This window comes from Streptomyces sp. NL15-2K (genome assembly GCF_030551255.1).
Taxonomy (GTDB): domain Bacteria; phylum Actinomycetota; class Actinomycetes; order Streptomycetales; family Streptomycetaceae; genus Streptomyces.
Genome location: NZ_CP130630.1, coordinates 9,293,404 through 9,312,076, shown reverse-complemented (window position 1 = coordinate 9,312,076; position 18,673 = coordinate 9,293,404). Strand labels below are relative to the sequence as shown.

Genomic DNA, 18,673 nt, shown 5'->3' with positions numbered 1-18,673 from the left:
GGCCGCCTCGCCTCCCCCACTGTCGGGGGGAGCGCTACCGGCGGCGACGGATGCTGGGGCACCACAGACCGCCGTCCTTGGACGGGGAGATGAGGCGGTCCCGTCCCAACCAGTACGATCCATTCCGGTTCCGCCGCGCCAGAACCATGACGCCCGAATCCCCCGAATGGCGGAGCGCGCAAGCCGTGAGCGGCGCGAATGCCGCCTACGGCACCGGCGCGCGACATCGCTGCCCGCGCTGTGCGGTCAGAGGGAGAGAAGAACGCGCCGGTTCGGGAACCACCGCGGCCGGGCTTGTGCCGGTGTACTGCCGCGACGCACCGGCCGAGGTGCCTTTGTCCTTGAGGAGTTGGGCCCGGGACGGGACGCCGGGCACCTTCGGATGCCGGTCATCCCGGCCCGCCCGCCGAGTGAAGAGGCCGCCGGAGGCCGAACACGCCTGCCGCGACTCAGTCCGCCGCGTACTTCTCCCGCAGCTCGACCTTGCGCACCTTCCCCGACACAGTCATCGGGAAGGAGTCGAGGGTCCGTAGCCGGTTCGGCACCTTGTAATGTGCCAACTGCCCGTCGCAGAACGCCCGCAGCTCCTCCAGCGTCGGCGGGTCGGCCGGGTCGCGCGGGATGACGCAGGCCAGGACCTCCTCGCCGTAGCGCTCGTGCGGGACCCCGACGACCTGGACGTCGGCGATCTTCGGGTGGCCGTACAGGAACTCCTCGATCTCGCGCGGGTAGATGTTCTCGCCGCCCCGGATGATCATGTCCTTGATGCGGCCGACGACCTCGACATAGCCGTCCTCGCGCATCACCGCCAGGTCCCCGGTGTGCATCCACCGCCCCGCGTCGACGGCCTCGGCGGTCTTCTCCGGCTCGTTCCAGTAGCCGAGCATCACGCTGTAGCCACGGGTGCACAACTCGCCTGCCGCGCCCCGGGGTTGGGTCACTCCCGTCGCGGGGTCGACGACCTTGACCTCGATGTGCGGCAGGACGCGGCCGACCGTGGCCGTGCGGTGTTCCAGGTCGTCGTCCATCCGCGTCTGGAGCGAGACGGGGGACGTCTCGGTCATGCCGTAGCAGATGGAGACCTCCGCCATGTGCATCTCGGCGACCACCCGCTTCATCACCTCCACCGGGCAGGGCGAGCCCGCCATGATGCCGGTGCGCAGGGAGGACAGGTCGTACGCGGCGAAGTCGGGGAGGTTCAACTCCGCGATGAACATGGTCGGGACGCCGTACAGGGACGTGCACCGCTCCTGCTGGACGGCCTCCAGCGTGGCCTTCGGGTCGAAGGAGGGGGCCGGGATGACGATGCAGGCGCCGTGCGAGGTCGCGGCGAGGTTGCCCATCACCATGCCGAAGCAGTGGTAGAAGGGCACGGGGACGCAGATGCGGTCCTGTTCCGTGTACGCGAGCAACTCCCCCACGAAGTAACCGTTGTTGAGGATGTTGTGGTGGGACAGGGTGGCGCCCTTGGGGAAGCCCGTCGTGCCCGAGGTGTACTGGATGTTGATCGGGTCGTCGCAGGACAGGTCCGCGTACGAGAACGAGTCAGGGGTGCCACGCCCGATCAGCGCCTCCCAGCTCGGGTCGCCGAAGTACACGACCTCGCGCAACTGAGGGCATCTGCCCCACACTTGGTCGACCATCGCCCGGTAGTCGCTGCTCTTGTGGCTGAGGGAGGCGAAGAGCAGGGAGATCCCGGCCTGCTTGAGGACGTACTCGACCTCGTGGGTTCGGTAGGCCGGGTTGATGTTCACCATGATCGCGCCGATGCGGGCGGTGGCGTACTGGACCAGCACCCACTCGGGGCAGTTGACCGCCCAGATGCCCACCCGGTCGCCCTTGGCGACCCCGGCGGCGAGCAGCGCGTTCGCCAGCTCCTCCACGTCCGCGCCGAATCGGGTGTACGTCCAGCGCCGCCCGGACGGCATGTCGACGAGCGCCTCGCGCTCCGGCCAGGCCGCCACCGCCCGGTCCAGGTCGGCCCCGATCGTGTTGCCGAGCAGGGCCGTCCCGCTCGTCCCGTGCGTGTACGACAGTCCGCTCACCGGAAGTCCTCCTCGCGGTACTCGGCGTCCGAACCGGCCGCCGTGGCCTCGCGCAGCTCGATACGGCGGATCTTGCCGGAGACGGTCTTGGGCAGCGGGGCGAACTCCAGGCGGCGGACGCGCTTGTACGCGGCGAGCACCTCCCGCGAGTGCTCGAAGAGCACCTTGGCCGTGTCCGGTCCCGGTTCCCAGCCGTCCGCGAGGACGACGTACGCCTTCGGCACGGCGAGCCGCAGCTCGTCCGGCGCGGGCACGACGGCCGCCTCGGCCACCGCCTCGTGCTCCAGCAGCGCGCTCTCCAGCTCGAAGGGACTGATCTTGTAGTCGGAGGCCTTGAAGACGTCGTCGCTTCGCCCGATGTACGTCAGATATCCGCCTTCGTCCCGCGATGCGACGTCTCCCGTCCGGTAGTAGCCGCCCGCCATCGCCTCCGCCGTACGGTCGGGGTCGCCGTGGTAGCCGGTCATCAGGCCGACGGGCCGCGCGGACAGGTCCAGCGCGATCTCGCCCTCGGCCGCGCCCGGCGCACCCGACACCGGGTCGAGGAGCTCCACCCGGTAACCGGGGCTGGGACGGCCCATGGAGCCGGTCTTCAGCGGCTGGCCGGGGCTGTTGGAGACCTGGACGGCGGTCTCGGTCTGGCCGAAGCCGTCCCGGATGGTCACGCCCCAGGCGCGGCGGACCTGTTCGATGACCTCGGGGTTGAGGGGCTCGCCGGCGGCCACGGCCTCGCGCGGCGGGGTGCGCAGGCCGCTCAGGTCGGCCTGGATGAGCATGCGCCACACGGTCGGCGGGGCGCAGAAGGTCGTCACCCCCGCGCGGTCCATCTCGGCCATCAGGCGGGCCGCGTCGAAGCGCGTGTAGTTGTGGAGGAAGACGGTGGCCTCGGCGTTCCACGGCGCGAACAGGTTGGACCAGGCGTGCTTGGCCCAGCCCGGCGAGGAGATGTTCAGGTGCACGTCACCGGGCTTGAGGCCGATCCAGTACATGGTCGCCAGGTGCCCGATCGGGTAGGAGGCGTGGGTGTGCTCGACCAGCTTGGGCCGGGCCGTCGTACCGGAGGTGAAGTACAGCATCAGCGGGTCGTCCGCGAGGGTCGGCCCGTCGGGGGTGAAGCCGGCGGGGGCGGCGTACGCGTCCTCGTACGGCAGCCAGCCGGCGGGCGCGCCGCCGACGGCGATACGCGTGTAGCCGCCGGGCACGTCGTCGAACTTGGCGGTGTCCTCCGCGCGCACGATCACGTGCCTCACGTGGCCGCGTTCGACCCGGTCGCGCAGGTCGGCGGGGCCGAGCAGCGGGGTGGCCGGGATGACGACGGCGCGCAGCTTCATCGCGGCCAGCGCCGTCTCCCACAGCTCGGTCTGGTTGCCGAGCATGACGAGGATGCGGTCCTCGGCGCGGACACCTCGCGAGCGCAGCCGGTTCGCCACCCGGTCGGAGCGGGTGGACATCTCCTCGAAGGAGATACGGGTCTCGGCTCCGTCCTCCTCGACGAGGTGCAGCGCGGTCCGGGCGTTGCCTTCCGCTACCACGTCGAACCAGTCGAGCGCCCAGTTGAAGTGCTGCGGCCGGGGCCAGGCGAAACGCTCGTAGGCCGTGGCGTAGTCCTCGCGGTGTTCCAGCAGAAAGTCCCGCGCGCTGCGGAAGAGTTCCGTCGCCGTCGTCATATGTCCTCCTCGGTGCCGGACCTTGCCGGGCGGCTCTGTGTCATCGTGTAATCCGTGACTCAGGTCTCACTACCCCCGAACGGGGGTGTGCGCCGCGGCGAAGGGACGAGTGGGTGACGGGAAACGGTGCCGGGACGGCGGAGATACGCGGTGCGCTGGTCCGGCTGCGGCGCACCACCGGGCTGCCGGTCGCCTTCGGCGGCCTGGTGGAGTCCGGGCGGCAGCGGATGCGTATCAGCGAACTGAACGGCACGGCCACGCCCGCTCTCAGCGCCCTCGCGGTGACCTCCGGCCACGGCCTCGGAGGCAAGGCGGTCGCTCTCGTCCGCCCGTGCGCCGTGGCGGACTACTCCTTCTCGCGGCAGATCAGCCACGAGTACGACGCCGCCGTGGCCGCCGAGGGGCTGCGCTCGGTGCTGGCGGTGCCCGTCGTCGTACGGCGCCGGGTGCGCGGTGTGCTGTACGGCGCCCTGCGGGATGCCCAGCCGCTGGGCGACCGCACGCTGACGGCGGCGGTGGATGCCGCGCGGGACGTGGAGCAGGCGCTGGTCCTCGCGGACGAGGCGCGGGGGCTGATGGCGGCGGCGCGGGTGGAGCCGGCCCGGGTCCCCGGGGACGGGGCCGCGTGGGAGCAGGTCCGGGAGGCGCACGCGGCGCTGCGGGCGCTGGCCCCGCGGATCATCGACCCGGCGTTGCGGGCCGAGCTGCTGGACGCCTGTGGGCTCCTGACCGCGGGGACCTCGCCGTCGGAGGGAGTGCGTCTGGCGCCCCGTGAGGTGGATGTGCTGGCGTGTGTGGCGGCCGGAGCCACGAACGTGGTGGCCGCCGAACGGTTGGGTGTGACCCCCGAGACGGTCAAGGGGTATCTCCGCTCGGCGATGCGGAAGCTGGGGGCTCGGACACGCGGGGAGGCGGTGGTCGCCGCACGTCGGGCGGGGCAGCTGCCCTGAGTTCCGTCGGCACTTCATTCACGCGCCGGCGCTTTGAATTTCGCTATGCTCCCCGGCTGTTATTTCCCTCACGACGATATCCGTCCGAATTTCAATCGCTGTTGCCTAATATTGGCCAGGACACGACACAGGGAGGGGAGCGGTGACCGTGCGACGGGACTTCAAGGAGCCTGCCAGATGCCGCCCCGACCTGGTGATCGGAAGGGAGGAGCTGTTCACGGCGGCCCGTGAGCAGCTCGTCGGCGGTGGCAGCGTGCTGCTGCACGGCCCCGCCGGAATAGGAAAGTCGACCGTGCTGCGGGCATTGGCCGCGGAATACGGGGGCACCGCCCGGACCGTGTTGCGCTGCTCGGCGACGGAGTCCGAATCCCATCTCCCGTTCCTGGCGCTGGCCGACCTCCTCGGCCTGGTCGCGCACGAGGTGTCCGACCGGCTGCCCGCCGCCCAGCGCACCGCCCTGGAGTCGGCGCTCACCGGCCGCGGCGAGTCCACCCTGCAGAGCGACGGGCTGGCGCTGCGTCTGGCCGTGCTGTCCGTGTTCCGCGCGCTCGCCGCCGAAGGTCCCGTCCTGGTCGTCGCGGACGATCTGCAGTGGCTGGACCCGGCGAGCGCGGAGCTCCTCGGCTTCGCCGCCCGCCGCCTCGGTGACACCCCGGTCCAGCTGTTGTGCGCGGTACGGATCGAGGGGCAGGAGTACGACCGTCATCTACGCGCGTTGCCCCCGGACAGCCAGGCCGTCCGCCTGAACCCCCTCTCCCGCGCCCAGGTGTCCGCGCTCCTCGACCACCGCGGCTACACCGGCCTGCCGCGCTCCACCGTCCGGGACATCCACCGCACCAGCGGCGGCAACCCGCTCTTCGCGCTCGAACTGGGCCGCGCGCTCGCCGAGAACCCCACCCCGCCCCGGCCGGGCGAGCCGCTGCACGTGCCCACCTCGCTACGGGCCCTGGTGCTCAGCCGCCTGGAGATGCTGTCGGCCGAGGCCCGCCGCACCCTCCTCGTGGCCAGCGCCGGCGCGCGCCCCACGCTGGCCCTGCTGCACGCGGCAGGCCGGGAGAACGCCGAGGCCGAGACGGCCCAGGCGGCCGAGCTGGGGCTGCTGGCCACCGAGCCGGAGGGTCCCGCCGTACGGTTCGCGCATCCGCTGATCTCGGCCGCGCTGTACGCGGAGGCCCCCGCCCAGGAGCGGCGAGCCACGCACGCGGCGCTGTCCACGGCGGCCTCCGACCCCATCGAGCGGGCCCGGCACCTCGCCCTGGCGACCACCGGTACCGACCCGGAGGTGGCGGCCCGGCTCGCCGAGGCCGCCGCCCTGGCCCGGGACCGGGGCGCGCCGTCGGTGGCCACCTCGCTCGGGCTGCTCGCGGCCCGGCACACCCCGGCCGACGGCGTGCCGGGCGCGGACGAGCGGCGGTTGCAGGCCGCCGAGGACGCCATCACCGCCGGCGAGGTGGATCTGGCCCGGGACATCGCCCGCGACGTGCTGACCCGGGCCACCGTGCCCGCGGACCGGGTGCGCGCGTGGATGGTGGTGATCGAGTCGGCCGGGCACGCCCTCGGTGAGGTCGACGCCGTCTTCCCGCAGGTGCTGGCCGACGCGGGCGACGACCCGGGGCTGCTCGCGCTGGTCCACTACCAGCTGGCCTGGCGCGGACTCGTCGTGGAGGGGGACTTCGCGGAGGGGCGGGAGGAGGCCGCGCACGCGGCGGAGCTGGCCGCCCGGGGCGGCGACCGGCGCACCGAGCTGCTGGCGCTGTCCTTGCAGGCCCAGACGGAGACCCTGATGGGCCACTCGGACGCGCCCGCGACCATCAAGCGGGCGCTGAAGGAACCCCAGGACCCGGAGGTGGCCTGCCATCACAACGGCGCGGGCACGGCCCGCTTCCGCTGGCTGATCATGAGCGACCAGCTGCGCGAGGCCCGCAGCACCGTCACCACGCTGCTGCGCGAGGCCCGGCGGCGCGGCATGGTCGAGAGCGAGGTGCACTTCGTGCGCCTGCTCGCCGAGACCGAACTGCGCTCCGGACACTGCGGCCGGGCGCTCGACCTGGCCCGGGAGAGCCTCAGGCTGGCCCGGGACGCCGGGATCGGCGAGGTGGCCTCGGCCAACCTCGCCTCGCTCGCGGAGGCCGCGGGCGGGGACGTGGACCGGGCGCTGGCGCTGGCCCGGGAAGCGGTGCGGCACGCCGAGGAGGACGGCGACCAGATGTACCTCTCCCGCGCCCTGGCCGCCCTCGGGCACGCCCAGTTGGTGGCCGGGGACGTCGAAGGAACGGTTCGCTCCCTGCGCCGGGTGCGGGAGCTGGAGCACGGGCTCGGCATCACCGACCCGGCGCGCGGCCGCTGGCACGGCGACCTCGCCGAGGCGCTCGTGCGGATCGGTGAACCGGCCGAGGCGCAGGACGTCATCGACCTGACGCGCGAGCACGGGCTGCGCCTGGGCCGCGAGAGCGTGCTGGCCGTACTCGACCGGGCCGAGGCGCTGGTGCGGGCGGCGCGCGGCGATCACGAGGCCGCCGTGGGCCAGTTGACGTCCGCTCAGGACCGGCTCGCCAAGCTGGGCCACGGCCTGGAGGAGGCGCGGGCCGCGTTCGCGCTCGCCGCGCTGCGCACCCTCCCCCAAGCTCCCGGCTCCGTTCGAGCAGGGGGGACCTCCAGGCCGGGGCCGACGTCGTACGACGAGGCGGCACGGCTGTTCCGGCGCTGCCGGGCGCTGCCCTGGCTGCGCCAGGTGGAGGCGGCCGCGGTGACACCCCCGGCAGAGCCGGCCGTCGCCCCCGCCCTTCCGCACCAGGGACCGGCCAGTCTGGACGGGCTCGCCTCGATGGAACGTCAGGTCGCCGCGCTCGTCATGGAGGGCGCCACCAACCGGGAGATAGCGGCCCGCCTGTTCATCAGCGTCAAGACGGTCGAGGCGACCCTGACCCGGGTGTACCGCAAGCTGGGGATCCGCTCGCGGGTCGACATCGTCAGACTGGCGGCGGGCCGCCGGACGACGTGAGGCCTGGGGCCCGTTGCGAAAGTGGCGGCCGCCGCTGGCTGACTGAGGGCCGACCGAGGGTTTTCCCTGCCCAACTCCCTTAGGGGCTTCCCTCATTGGGAAGGCCAGGTTCCGGGTTCTAGCGTTGAGGCGTGCCGCTCGCCCGGGCATACGGGGGCCGGTCCCGCGACCCCCGTGCACCCCCCACACCCGCGCGACCCCCCACCGGCATACCGATGAGGAGACTCATGTTCGGGCTCACCCCTGCCAGGAAGACCGCGGCCGTCCTCGCCGCTGCCGCTGCCGCCGCCGCGACCTCGCTGCTCGGCGCCCCGTCCGCCGTCGCCACCCCCCAGCCCATCGTCGGCGGTACGACGACCACCACGACCGCGTACCCGTTCATGATGCAGATCACGGACGCCTCGCAGAACCAGTTCTGCGGCGGCACCCTCGTCTCGCCCACCAAGGTGGTCACGGCCGCGCACTGCATGGTCGACGAGACCACCAGCAGCGTCCGCGTGGTCGGCGGCCGCACCTATCTCAACGGCACGAACGGCACGGTCGCCAGAGTCAGCAAGATCTGGATCCACCCCGACTACACGGACGTCTCCAGGGGCGACGACGTGGCCGTACTGACCCTGTCGACGTCGATGCCGTACACCACGGCCAAGTACGTCTCCGCCACGGACACCTCCGTGTACGCGGCCGGCACCACCGCCCGCATCGTCGGCTGGGGCACCACCTCTTCGGGCGGCAGCTCCTCCAACCAGCTGCGGACGGCGACCGTCCCGACCGTGTCCGACTCCAGCTGCGGCGGCGCGTACGGCTCCCGTTTCATAGCGAGCGACATGGTCTGCGCCGGATACACCTCCGGCGGCACCGACACCTGCCAGGGCGACAGCGGCGGCCCCTTCCTCATCGGAGGCGTCCTGGCAGGGATCACTTCCTGGGGCGAGGGCTGCGCCGATGCCGACTACCCCGGCATCTACACCCGGCTGACCACGTTCTCCAGCCTGGTGACCGCGCAGGTCGATTCGTAGCCCATTCGAAGCCCAGAAGATCTCCTGAGCACCCCTCAGGTGAAAAACCAGGGGGCGTTGCGGGCCTCCACGAGCGGCCCGCAACGCCCCCTCTCCATGGGATGCCCTCAGGCCGGCCGAGCCCTCATGGCCGTACGGCGCCGAAGCGGATGTCGTACGACGACTCCGGGTGCATCAGCGCCAGCATCCGCTCCCCCTCCGCGCCGACCTCGTCCCGCTGGGCCCTGGTGAGCCGACCGAAGGGCTCGATGACGAGCGCGTCGCCCTCCAGCTTCCACACGCCCGCCAGGAAGCCGTCGACGAGGAGCGTGCGGTGGGACTGGTTGCCCTGCCAGGCGTGGCCCCGGTACTCGGGCGGGACCACGCGGGTGCGGTCGGCGTGGGAGAGGAGAAGATTGTCGAACTCGGGCAGGAAGCGGGGCGGGGCCGGGGTGTCCGGGTCGGGGCGGGGCGCGTCCGGGAGGTCGAAGAGTTCGACGCCGTTCGCGTCCCGGAAGGTGACCAGCCGGGCGCGGAGGCGTTCGAAGGCGTCACGCAGCCGGGTCAGGCCGGCCCAGGTCTGCATGTCCTTGACGGAGGCGGGTCCGAAGGCGGCGAGATAGCGCAGGACGACGGCGTCCGGCGCCGGGGCCTCTTCGGCGGGGCGGCCCAGCCAGTGCTCGGCGGTGGTGAGGGCGACCTGGCCGCTCCTGCCCCACAGTCCGCGCGGTGTGACCTGGACGAGCGGCAGCTTGCAGCGGGCGGCGATCGCGAGGGCCTGCGGGTCGGCCTCCGGCCACTCGGCGAGGAGCGCTTCGCGCAGCTGCTTCATGGTGCGCGGCTCGGCCTCGACGAGTTCGCGGGCGAGGTGGGCGAGCCGGTCGAGGTCGACGCCGACGAGTCCCTTGCGGAACTGGGTCAGTTCGCGGTCCCGGGCGGCCTGCACCAGCGGCCGCAGGGTGAGGCAGTCGTCGGCGGTGTGGGTGTGGATGGTCGAACGCATGGTGACGATGCGGACGACCTCGCGGTCGGCCATCAGCCCCGACAGGTCCGCCGGGGCGAAGCCGTCGAGGCGGGCGGCGAGAGCGTAGTACGGGGGCTTCACGTTCTGCGCCTGGAGACCGAGCAGGTGCTCGACGGCCGCCTTGGCGGACAACGGCGAGCGGCGCAGGAGCAGTTGCCGCTCGAGGGTGGCGCGGTTGAGGGCGCGAGTACCGAGCACGGGGGCGGTGGCTGTCGTCCCGGTCGTCGCACTCCGCGTCGTCTTCTTCATGCCTCGCACGCTAAGGCCACTTGCGGACACCTTCTGTCCGCGACGCTCACCGGATCCTTCACCGTGGCGTTCCGTACCCGTGGATCCCCGGGATGACGAGCTTTCCACCCGTCTGTCCGGCCTGGTCGATGTCGACGTCGTTCAGGCTGAGCTCCCCGAAGGCCGCGCACTGAACCCGACCACGGTCGAATACGACGAGGAGCACCTCCAGCGGCTCCGCCTGATCCGTTCCCTCATCCAGCTCGGCGGGCTCTCCGTCGCCCGCACCCGTGAGGTGCTCGAAGCCGTCGACCGCCCGCTGGACGCGTTCGAGACCCTGGGCGTCGTCCACCACGCACTGCCCGTTCCCTCCGCGAACACGGCGGATACGAACGCGAAGGACGGCGAGGACGACGACGGACCGGAGGGCGCCGCCGACGAGGCGGTGCCGGGCGGAGCCGCCGCGAGGGTCGAGGCTCTCATCGAGAACATGGGCCGGCAGATCTCGGACGCGTCACCTCACCGCCCGGCACTCGCCGAAAGTCTCGCGGCGCTGAGCCGCCTCGGCACCGACTACACGGCCGACGACCTCATCCCCTACGCACGGCTCGCCACATCCACCGCGGACTTGGACTTCGCGGTGTTCGACGGGATCGAGGACCGCATCGCCCTCGCCGAGCGAGCGGTGGTCCTCATCGTGCTGTTCGAGCGGGTCGTCAGGCTCCTTCGTCGACTGGCCCAGGAGGACGCGAACCACCGTCGCCATCATCGCCGTGCGTGCGGGCGGGGTGAGCATCCGGCGGAGTGAACGCTCGGCGGGGTGGCGGATACACGGCAGGACACCGCAGGAACCCCGCTCGCGCCGCGAAGACGCGACGCGGGGCGGCGGCGGCCGGCCGGCATGCCGGTCCCCTTGATGCGGCGGGCGTTCAGGCCGCCACCGATCCGCCGCCCCCCGGCTTCAAGGGGAAATTGGCAGATCTGTTCCACCCCCACGAAGGAAAACCCCAGGTGACGCGCCCGTGCCGGTGGAACAGATCTGCCAATCACTGGGTGAGCGTGCGGGTGGCTGCACCTCGGGGCGGGGCGGGGCGCGGGTCGGGGATGGCTCGCTGCTTGGGCTTGCGTGTGGAAACTGATCGGTTTACGGTGGTGAAACTGATCAGTTTCTTGCCGTGGAGGCGAGTCTCGAACCCGAATCACCAGGAGCATCGGATGACTGCCGCCCGCGACGTCGAGGGGCAACCCACGGATCCCAGGCTTCCGGCGAAGCTGGCTGCCCACCCGTCGGTGCGGGCCGTGCTCGCCCGGCGCAGGGCCGGTGACGTCGCGAGCCCGCCGGCGGTGATCGACGCGGCCTGGCTGCGCGAGCTGTGCCTGGCGGCCGGCGCGGACGACGCGGCCGCGGTCAGCCTGGACCACCCCGACCTGGCCGGCGAGCGCGAACACGCGCAGTCCGCACTGCCCGGCACCCGCACCCTGATCGCGATGGCGGTCCGGATGAACCGCGACAACTGCCGTTCCCCGGCCCGCAGCGTGGCCAACCAGGAGTTCCATCAGACCGACGAGCAGGCCAACCACGCCGCCCGCAGCGTCACCCAGGTTCTGCAGGACGCCGGCTACCGCGCGCTCAATCCGTCGGTCGGCTTCCCCCAGGAGATGGACCGCTTTCCCAGCGAGCGGATCTGGGTGGTGGCCCACAAGACGGTCGCGGTGGCCGCGGGGCTCGGCGTGATGGGCCTGCACCGCAACGTCATCCACCCGAAGTTCGGCAGCTTCATCCTGCTGGTCACCGTCTTGGTGGACGCCGAGGTGAGCGAGTACGGGCAGGCACTGGACTACAACCCCTGCATCGACTGCAAGCTGTGCGTCGCCGCCTGCCCGGTCGGCGCCATCAGCAAGGACGGGGCATTCGACGCCCTGGCCTGCACCACGCACAACTACCGCGAGTTCATGAGCGGGTTCACCGACTGGGCGCAGACCGTGGCCGACAGCGAGGACGCCGCCGACTACCGCTCCCGCGTCACCGACTCCGAGAGCGCCTCCATGTGGCAGAGCCTGACCTCGCCCCCCGGCTACAAGTCCGGCTACTGCCTTGCCGTCTGCCCCGGCGGCGAGGACGTCCTGGGCCCCTACCTGGACGACCGCAAGACCTTCATGGACACCGTCCTGCGACCGCTCCAGGACAAGAAGGAAACCCTGTACGTCATACCGGGCTCACATGCCCAGGAGTACGCCCAGCGCCGCTTCCCCCACAAGCCCGTCAAGGAAGTCACCGGCGGCCGGCAACCCCCGGCGAAACGTTCCGCGTCCACCGACCGAGAGACACGTACGTCATGAGTGGCATTCACCCCTTCCGCGTCCTGCGCGCCAAGCCCCTGTGGATCGCCAACAGCGTCATCACGGGCGTACTCGCGCTGCTGTTCACCGTGTTCTACGTCGGCGCCAACATCGATCCGGTCGATCACATGGAGAAACTGCCCGTCGGTCTGGTCAACGCCGACGAGGGAGCAGCTGTCGGCGGCAAGCAGGTCAACCTCGGGGCACAGATCACCGAGTCGATCGAGAAGTCCACCGCGAGCGGGGGCAAGATCGACTGGAAGGTGATGGACGAGAAGGGGGTGAAGGAGGAGCTCGGCGAGGGCAAGCTGTTCGGCGCGCTCGTCGTCCCCGCCGACTTCACCTCCTCCACCACCGCACTGACCGGCACCGCGGCCACCGGGACCCCGGCCCGCCCGACGCTGACGGTGCTGACCAACCAGTCCGCCGGCAGCATGGGATCCAGCCTGGCCCGGACGGCGACGACTCAGGCGGCCGAGAACGCCTCGCTCCAGGTGGGCAAGGAGCTGACCGCCCGGAGCGGGACCGGTCAGGCGGAACTGCCCGCCGCGGCACGCGTCCTCCTGGCCGACCCGGCCGCCGTCACGGTCGAGGACGGCCATCCGCTCCACTCACACAGCGGCCTGGGCCTGACGGCGTTCTACTACGCGCTCGTCCTCGTGGTCTGCGGCATGCTCTCCGCCAATGTCATCAGCGGCCAGGTGGACCACGCCCTCGGCTACACCCACAACGACATGGGCCCGCTGCGCCTGCACCGCCCGCTGATCCGGGCCACCCGGGTGCAGACCCTCGCCATCAGCAGCACCCTGATGGCCGGTCTGTCCCTGCTGATGGGGACCCTGGTCATGGTGGGAGCGGTCGGCATCATGGGCATGGACGCCTCCCACCTGCCGCTGCTGTGGCTGTACTCGGTGTGCGCCATCGCCGTCGCCGGGATCGGCGCACTCACCCTCCTCGCCGTCTTCGGCACACCCGGCATGCTGGTGGTCACGCTGGTCTACATCGCCATGGCGGTGCCGACGGCCGGTGCCACCACGCCCATCGAGGCGCTGCCCGGTTTCTACCGCTTCCTCGCGGAGTTCGAGCCGCTGCGGCAGATCACCGGTGGCATTCGCTCGATCCTCTACTACGACGCCCAGGGCGACGCGGGTCTGACCCGGGGCTGGGTGATGATGGCCGCCGGCCTCGTGGTGGCCGCGCTGTTCGGCTTCGGCGTGCTGGGGTGGTACGACCGCAAGGGGCTGCACCGCATCCCGGTCGAGACGAAGCCTGAGAAGACCGCCGCCGTCCCGACGTAGCGGTAACCACCCCCCTCCACATCACCATCCCGACATCACCATCCCGACATCACCACCCTGAAACCGATCGGTTTTCATTTCCTTCAAATCGAGTTAATCTCGCCGTATGAGCACCGAAGTGAAGGCAAGCACCAGAGAGCGGCTGCTGGAGGCTGCGGCCACGCTCACCTATCGAGATGGTGTCGGTATCGGCGTCGAGGCGCTGTGCAAGGCGGCGGGGGTGTCGAAGCGCTCCCTGTACCAGCTGTTCGACAGCAAGGACGAACTGCTGGCGGCGAGCCTGGAGGAGCGCGCCTCCGCGTTCGTGGCCGGGCTCCTGCCCCCGGCGGACGACGGCCGTTCACCCCGCGAGCGGATCCTGCACGTCTTCGAGCAGGTGAAGTCGCAGTCGGGTGCTCCCGAGTTCCGAGGGTGCCGGTATCTGGCTGTACAGATCGAACTCAAGGATCAGAGCCACCCCGCGAGCCAGGTGGCCCACCGGATCAAGGCGAACCTGACGGGCTTCTTCCGTTCCGAGGCCGAACAGGGTGGGGCGAGCGACCCCGACCTGCTGGCCCGGCAGCTCAGCCTGGTCTTCGACGGCGCCAGCGCCCGCGCCGGGATCGGAGCCGACAAACTGACGGGGCTCATCGAGCCCACGGTGACCGCCCTGCTCGACGCGGCAGGCATGCGCTGAGCCATCAGAGAAAGCAGCGGCACACCGTCGACCGCGTGATGGCGGAGGAGATCAGGGACGGCGACGCCCCCGCCATCGTCGCCAAGGCGATCGTCGCGGCAGCGACCGACGCCAGACCGAAGCTGCGCTGCACCGCCGGCCCCATGGCCGGGCACGCGAGCACTGCGCCGAGTCGTTCCAGCCCGGGCCTTCGGCTGCCTGAGCTGCGGTGCGGTCCGGAGCGGAACATGAACGCCACACCGGAGCCCGCAGCCTGAGTATTCCAGTCCGACACTGCACAGTGCCCGGAACTGCCTGGTAGCGATGCCACCAGCACAACGCGCATCTGGATGGCTTCCGGCGAGCACCTCAGGATCGGTGGGGCAAGCAGTGAATGACTGGAGGCAGAGAAATGCGTGTTGTGATCATGGGTGGAACGTCCGGCATCGGCCTGGCGGCGGCGGAGAAGCTGACGGCGGCCGGGGCCGAGGTGATCGTCACCGGACGCGACGCGGAGAAGCTCGCAGCGGTGAAGGAGCGGGTCGCCGGCGCCGAGCAGGTGGACGGCACCGACGAGACCGCCGTGGCGCGGTTCTTCGAGCGCGTCGGCTCCTTCGACCACCTGGTGCTCGCCTTCAGCCCGGGTGCGCTCGGCCTCGGCCCGCTGGCCGGAGTGAGCCTCGCCGACATCAAGGGCGCCTTCGACGGCAAGCTGTTCGCCTACCTGTACGCCATCCAGAAGGCGCAGGTCACCGGTTCGGTCACGGTGGTGTCCGCCGCCACCGCGCGCGCCGCCGCTCCTGGCACGGTGACCTTCGCCGCGGTCAACGGTGCCCTCGAACGCGTTGTCTCACCACTTGCTGCGGAGCTGTCGCCGGTGCGCGTCAACGCCGTGGCGCCGGGCGCGGTGGACACGCCGTGGTGGTCGTTCGTGCCCGAGGAGGCGCGCGACGGCCAGTTCGCCGAGATGGTGAAGGACCTGCCGGTCAAGCGGATCGGGACGCCCGGCGACCTGGCGGACGCGATCGCGTACCTGATCGGCGCGAGCTACGTGACCGGCACGATCCTTCCGGTCGACGGCGGGTTCACCGTCGCCTGACCGCGTGCTGCCCTCAGTCGCGCAGCACACCCATCGTGTGGCCGGTCAGCCCTCCCGCTCCTCCAGAAGCTCCTCCAGGCGCCGCTCCAGGTCGGACCCGGGCCTCACGAGATAGGACACGAGGGTCTTGTCGTCGTCCGCGACGTGCATCTTGATGTACTCCAGCTCGATCACACCAAGGCGTGGATGATTGACCGTGCGCGGCTTGGGAACGAACGGTGCCACCTCCTTCAGCTGCCAGAGCCGGGAGAAGTCCGGGCTGGACTCCTCCAGCTCGTGGAGGAGCACGACGACGTCGGGATCGAGAATGCGCTCGCCCACCTGGGTCCGGAACAGCGCGAGGGCGTACGAGGCCTCCTCCTCCCAGTCCTGGGACATGGCCCTGACTTCGGGTGAGGTGAAGGTGAGCCACAGGACGTTGCGCCGACGGGGCGGCAGGGCGCCCAGGTCGCCGTAGAGCAGCTCGCACCCCTGGTTCCAGGCCAGGATGTCGAAGCGCCGGTTGACGATGAACGCGGGATTCGGGTTCAGGTGGGTGAGCAACAGCTCGTACTGCTGGGGGAGAGCGGCGCTCGGCAGGGCGTCGCCGGGCGGGACCTCACCGGCGAGCCGGAACAGGTGGTCGCGCTCGACCTGGTCGAGGCCGAGCGCCGTCGCGAGACTGCCGAGGACCTGTCTCGAGACCTTGATCTCCCTGGCCTGCTCCAGCCACGTGTACCAGGTGATGCTCAGGCCGGCGAGGGTGGCCACCTCCTCGCGTCGCAGACCTGGTGTGCGCCGGTGACCGACGACGGGCAGACCCACGTCCTCGGGCTTGCGACGCTCGCGCCGACTGCGGATGAACTGGGCGAGCTCGCGCCGCTGTTCCTGCGTGGCCACCTGATCCCCCTCCTCTTCCGTACCCGTCGACCAGCCTGATCGTGGCTGAGCCGGTATCGGCGTGACGAGGCGATGACGGGTGCCATGATGCCCCCTGGGCCAGGGCCGGCCTCTCCCCGGTACCTACCGTTACTCACCGACTTGGTGCCCATCGACCGGGAGACCTGCGTCATCGGCGCCCAACTGCCATTGTCGCACCCGCACTTTCCGCACCAGCGTGCCCGGGGCGCGACCCGCGCAACGTCCCGTCAGTGGCCTCGACGGTGACGGTCCATCAGGGAAGTCATCAGGGCATGTCCAGCCCGGCCACCGGGTCCGCCGCCAGGCTCTGGGCAGTGGACAGCGGGTCGAGCACATCCGCTGCGAAGTGGACACCGGGTTTCACCTGGCCGGCGAGGACGTGATGTGCGGCGGCGGCGGACAGAAAGCCGCTGAGTTCGTAGGAGTCCTCGGCGCGGAGGGTGAGGGTGCGGGTGGGCGGGCCGTCGTCCGTCCCGTTCCAGAGGCGGAACTCCTGCCCGTACCAGGAGCCGTGGCGACGTACGTCCGCGTCCGCGGCCCGGACCAGACCCGCCGTTTCCGTGTCGTCCGTCGCCCAGGCCATGGCCAGTTCTTCGGCGAGGTGCTCACCGCCGAAGACGGTGTACCAGTGCACCTGGCGGAGCCCAGCGGTCTGCGCAAGTCGGACCGCCTCGGTGGACAGGAAGGGGAAGGCGGTGACCGGCTGGGGAAACGCGGGGAGCCGCAGGCCGCGCCGTGGTTCAAGGGAACGGCCGCGGGTCCGTCCGTCTTCCCAGGCCGCGGAGGGGACGCCGTGTTCGGGACCTCGGGCGAGCAGCACGTCTCCCGCGGCGGCGGGGGTGAGCGCCGCCACGCCGCCGAGGTATCCCTCCAGCCGGACCGGCCGTGCCGCCGCCTGGTCCAGCAGGACGCGCGGAAGGAGCCCGGACAGTCCCGGCAGCGCTCCGGCGGAGAGGACGGCGGTGCGGTGTGCGGCCGCCCACTCGTCGGCGCCGCCGTCCTGTGCGCTCAGCCGGGCATGGAGGGGGTCGTCGCCCGCAGCGTCCACGTAGTCCACGCCGTGGCGCAGCGCGGCCCGTGCCACCGTGTCCAGCACCCGGTAGGACGGTCCCGCGCAGTTGACGACGAGCCGGCAGCGGGCGAGGAACGAGTCCAGTGACGCGCCCCAGAGATCGACGGCCTGGACGCTGACAGCCGTCCCGGCCGCGCCGAGCGATGCGACGGAGGCCTCGGCGCGGGACGGATCCCGGCCGGCCACCAGGAGCGGGCCGATACCCGCGCGGTACAGCCGGCGTACTACTGCGGTTCCGACGGCTCCGTAGCCGCCGAGGATGCCGATGGCCGCGGTGGAGTCCATGAGTTCGCCCTTCGTCGAGGAAAGCGGGGAAAGCGGGGAAAGCGGGGAAGTTACGCACCATCACATGTAAATGAAAACTATTATCATTAAGATGGTGGGCAGTGGACCGTGATCACTCTGGGCAGAGGAGAACGATGTCGTACGACGTAGTCGTGGTCGGTGGAGGCCCTGCCGGTCTCAACGCAGCGCTGGTATCGGGCCGTCAGCGCCGGAAGGTGCTGCTCCTGGACAGCGGTGAACCACGCAACGCACCGGCCGCCGAGATGCACATGTTCCTCAGCCGGGACGGCGCGTCCCCGGCCGAGCTGCGCCGCATAGGCCGTGAGCAGCTCGCGGCCTACCCGAGTGTCGAGATCCGAGAGGCGCTGGTGGCCACGGTAGCGGCGGAGGAGGCGAACGGGTTCACGCTGACGCTCGCCGACGGCAGCAGGGCGGCGGCTCGCAAAGTGGTCCTCGCGACCGGACAGGTCGATGTCCTCGACCAGGTGGAGGGCGTCGACAAACTCTTCGGCCGGGGCGTCTATCACTGTCCCTTCTGCCACGGCTGGGAGACGCGGGGCATGACCATCGCCGTCCTGGGCCGTGAGCTGCCGCAGGTGATGCAGGCGCTGTACATCGCCGACCGGTTCAGCGACGACGTGGTGGTGTGCACCGACGGGCATCCGGTGCCCGAACAGGCGGCGGACAGGCTCGCCGCCGCCGGGATCGCCGTCGACGAGACCCCGGTCTCCCGGATCGAGGGCAAGGAGGGCGAGGTGCGGCTGGTACTGGAGGATGGACGGGTGCTGGAGCGCCAGGCCGTCTACCACCGGGCCCCCACCAGGCAGCACTCCGCACTCGCCGAGCAACTCGGCTGCGAGATGCTGCCCGACGGGTGCATCCGCGTGAACGAGTTTCAGCGCACCAGCGTGCCCGGCGTCTACGCGGCCGGTGACGCCGCACGGCTGGAGGCGCTGCCGGACGCTCTCACCTTTGTGATCACGGGGGCCGCCGACGGAGCGCGCGCCGCGGTCTGGCTGGACCAGGAGCTCTTCCGCGAGGACGCGGGGCTCGCCGGCTGACCCGCCCCGCGGCGGGAGCGCCAGGGTGCTCCCGCCGCGGGCGGTCGTCC

Annotated in this window: 15 protein-coding genes; 10 read left to right on the top strand and 5 right to left on the bottom strand. The window is 71.2% G+C overall.

Annotation, left to right across the window (positions count from 1 at the left end; all coding sequences use genetic code 11):
- Positions 1 to 449: 449 nt before the first annotated feature.
- The gene (locus Q4V64_RS41605; protein ID WP_124438225.1) at positions 450 to 2,045 is read right to left on the bottom strand and encodes an AMP-binding protein; all 1,596 of its coding nucleotides are present in this window, start codon (positions 2,043 to 2,045) and stop codon (positions 450 to 452) included.
- Positions 2,042 to 3,712, bottom strand: a complete 1,671-nt coding sequence (locus tag Q4V64_RS41600) for an AMP-binding protein (protein WP_124438226.1) — start codon at positions 3,710 to 3,712, stop codon at positions 2,042 to 2,044. Before Q4V64_RS41600 ends, Q4V64_RS41605 begins: the two co-directional genes overlap by 4 nt.
- 113 nt (positions 3,713 to 3,825) lie before the next feature.
- Between Q4V64_RS41600 and Q4V64_RS41595 the strand changes: the two genes are divergently transcribed.
- The 3 genes from Q4V64_RS41595 (at position 3,826) to Q4V64_RS41585 (ending at position 8,682) form a co-directional block, all read left to right on the top strand.
- Positions 3,826 to 4,662: a helix-turn-helix transcriptional regulator gene (locus Q4V64_RS41595; protein ID WP_124438227.1), complete on the top strand. Its 837-nt coding sequence runs from the start codon at positions 3,826 to 3,828 to the stop codon at positions 4,660 to 4,662.
- Between the two features lie 142 nt (positions 4,663 to 4,804).
- Positions 4,805 to 7,663 (top strand): LuxR family transcriptional regulator, encoded by a 2,859-nt coding sequence (locus Q4V64_RS41590; RefSeq protein ID WP_124438228.1) that lies wholly within the window; start codon positions 4,805 to 4,807, stop codon positions 7,661 to 7,663.
- A gap of 227 nt (positions 7,664 to 7,890) precedes the next feature.
- Positions 7,891 to 8,682 (top strand): serine protease, encoded by a 792-nt coding sequence (locus Q4V64_RS41585; RefSeq protein WP_124438229.1) that lies wholly within the window; start codon positions 7,891 to 7,893, stop codon positions 8,680 to 8,682.
- A gap of 124 nt (positions 8,683 to 8,806) precedes the next feature.
- Here the strand turns inward: Q4V64_RS41585 and Q4V64_RS41580 are convergent, their stop codons facing one another.
- Positions 8,807 to 9,934 (bottom strand): winged helix DNA-binding domain-containing protein, encoded by a 1,128-nt coding sequence (locus Q4V64_RS41580; protein ID WP_124438230.1) that lies wholly within the window; start codon positions 9,932 to 9,934, stop codon positions 8,807 to 8,809.
- A 79-nt stretch (positions 9,935 to 10,013) separates the two neighbouring features.
- Between Q4V64_RS41580 and Q4V64_RS41575 the strand changes: the two genes are divergently transcribed.
- The 6 genes from Q4V64_RS41575 to Q4V64_RS41550 all read left to right on the top strand — a co-directional run bounded on the left by Q4V64_RS41575 (position 10,014) and on the right by Q4V64_RS41550 (position 15,305).
- Positions 10,014 to 10,721: a MerR family transcriptional regulator gene (locus Q4V64_RS41575; protein ID WP_124438231.1), complete on the top strand. Its 708-nt coding sequence runs from the start codon at positions 10,014 to 10,016 to the stop codon at positions 10,719 to 10,721.
- Between the two features lie 407 nt (positions 10,722 to 11,128).
- On the top strand, positions 11,129 to 12,253 hold the full coding sequence (locus tag Q4V64_RS41570; protein WP_124438232.1) for a 4Fe-4S binding protein: 1,125 nt from the start codon (positions 11,129 to 11,131) through the stop codon (positions 12,251 to 12,253).
- Positions 12,250 to 13,551: an SNG1 family protein gene (locus tag Q4V64_RS41565; protein WP_124438233.1), complete on the top strand. Its 1,302-nt coding sequence runs from the start codon at positions 12,250 to 12,252 to the stop codon at positions 13,549 to 13,551. The genes Q4V64_RS41570 and Q4V64_RS41565 overlap by 4 nt, the downstream gene beginning before the upstream one ends.
- A 106-nt stretch (positions 13,552 to 13,657) precedes the next feature.
- Positions 13,658 to 14,227: a TetR/AcrR family transcriptional regulator gene (locus tag Q4V64_RS41560; RefSeq protein ID WP_124438234.1), complete on the top strand. Its 570-nt coding sequence runs from the start codon at positions 13,658 to 13,660 to the stop codon at positions 14,225 to 14,227.
- A 35-nt stretch (positions 14,228 to 14,262) separates the two neighbouring features.
- Complete coding sequence (locus tag Q4V64_RS41555; protein WP_253266802.1) at positions 14,263 to 14,484, top strand: hypothetical protein; 222 nt, start codon at positions 14,263 to 14,265, stop codon at positions 14,482 to 14,484.
- A 134-nt stretch (positions 14,485 to 14,618) separates the two neighbouring features.
- Entirely contained in the window at positions 14,619 to 15,305 is a 687-nt protein-coding gene (locus Q4V64_RS41550) for an SDR family oxidoreductase (RefSeq protein WP_124438235.1), read from the top strand.
- A gap of 45 nt (positions 15,306 to 15,350) precedes the next feature.
- Here the strand turns inward: Q4V64_RS41550 and Q4V64_RS41545 are convergent, their stop codons facing one another.
- Both Q4V64_RS41545 and Q4V64_RS41540 read right to left on the bottom strand, forming a co-directional pair.
- The gene (locus Q4V64_RS41545) at positions 15,351 to 16,184 is read right to left on the bottom strand and encodes a helix-turn-helix transcriptional regulator (RefSeq protein WP_216377563.1); all 834 of its coding nucleotides are present in this window, start codon (positions 16,182 to 16,184) and stop codon (positions 15,351 to 15,353) included.
- Between the two features lie 286 nt (positions 16,185 to 16,470).
- Positions 16,471 to 17,562 (bottom strand): saccharopine dehydrogenase NADP-binding domain-containing protein, encoded by a 1,092-nt coding sequence (locus tag Q4V64_RS41540; RefSeq protein ID WP_124438236.1) that lies wholly within the window; start codon positions 17,560 to 17,562, stop codon positions 16,471 to 16,473.
- 134 nt (positions 17,563 to 17,696) lie between these two features.
- Between Q4V64_RS41540 and Q4V64_RS41535 the strand changes: the two genes are divergently transcribed.
- Positions 17,697 to 18,623, top strand: a complete 927-nt coding sequence (locus tag Q4V64_RS41535; RefSeq protein ID WP_124438237.1) for an NAD(P)/FAD-dependent oxidoreductase — start codon at positions 17,697 to 17,699, stop codon at positions 18,621 to 18,623.
- Positions 18,624 to 18,673: the final 50 nt, after the last annotated feature.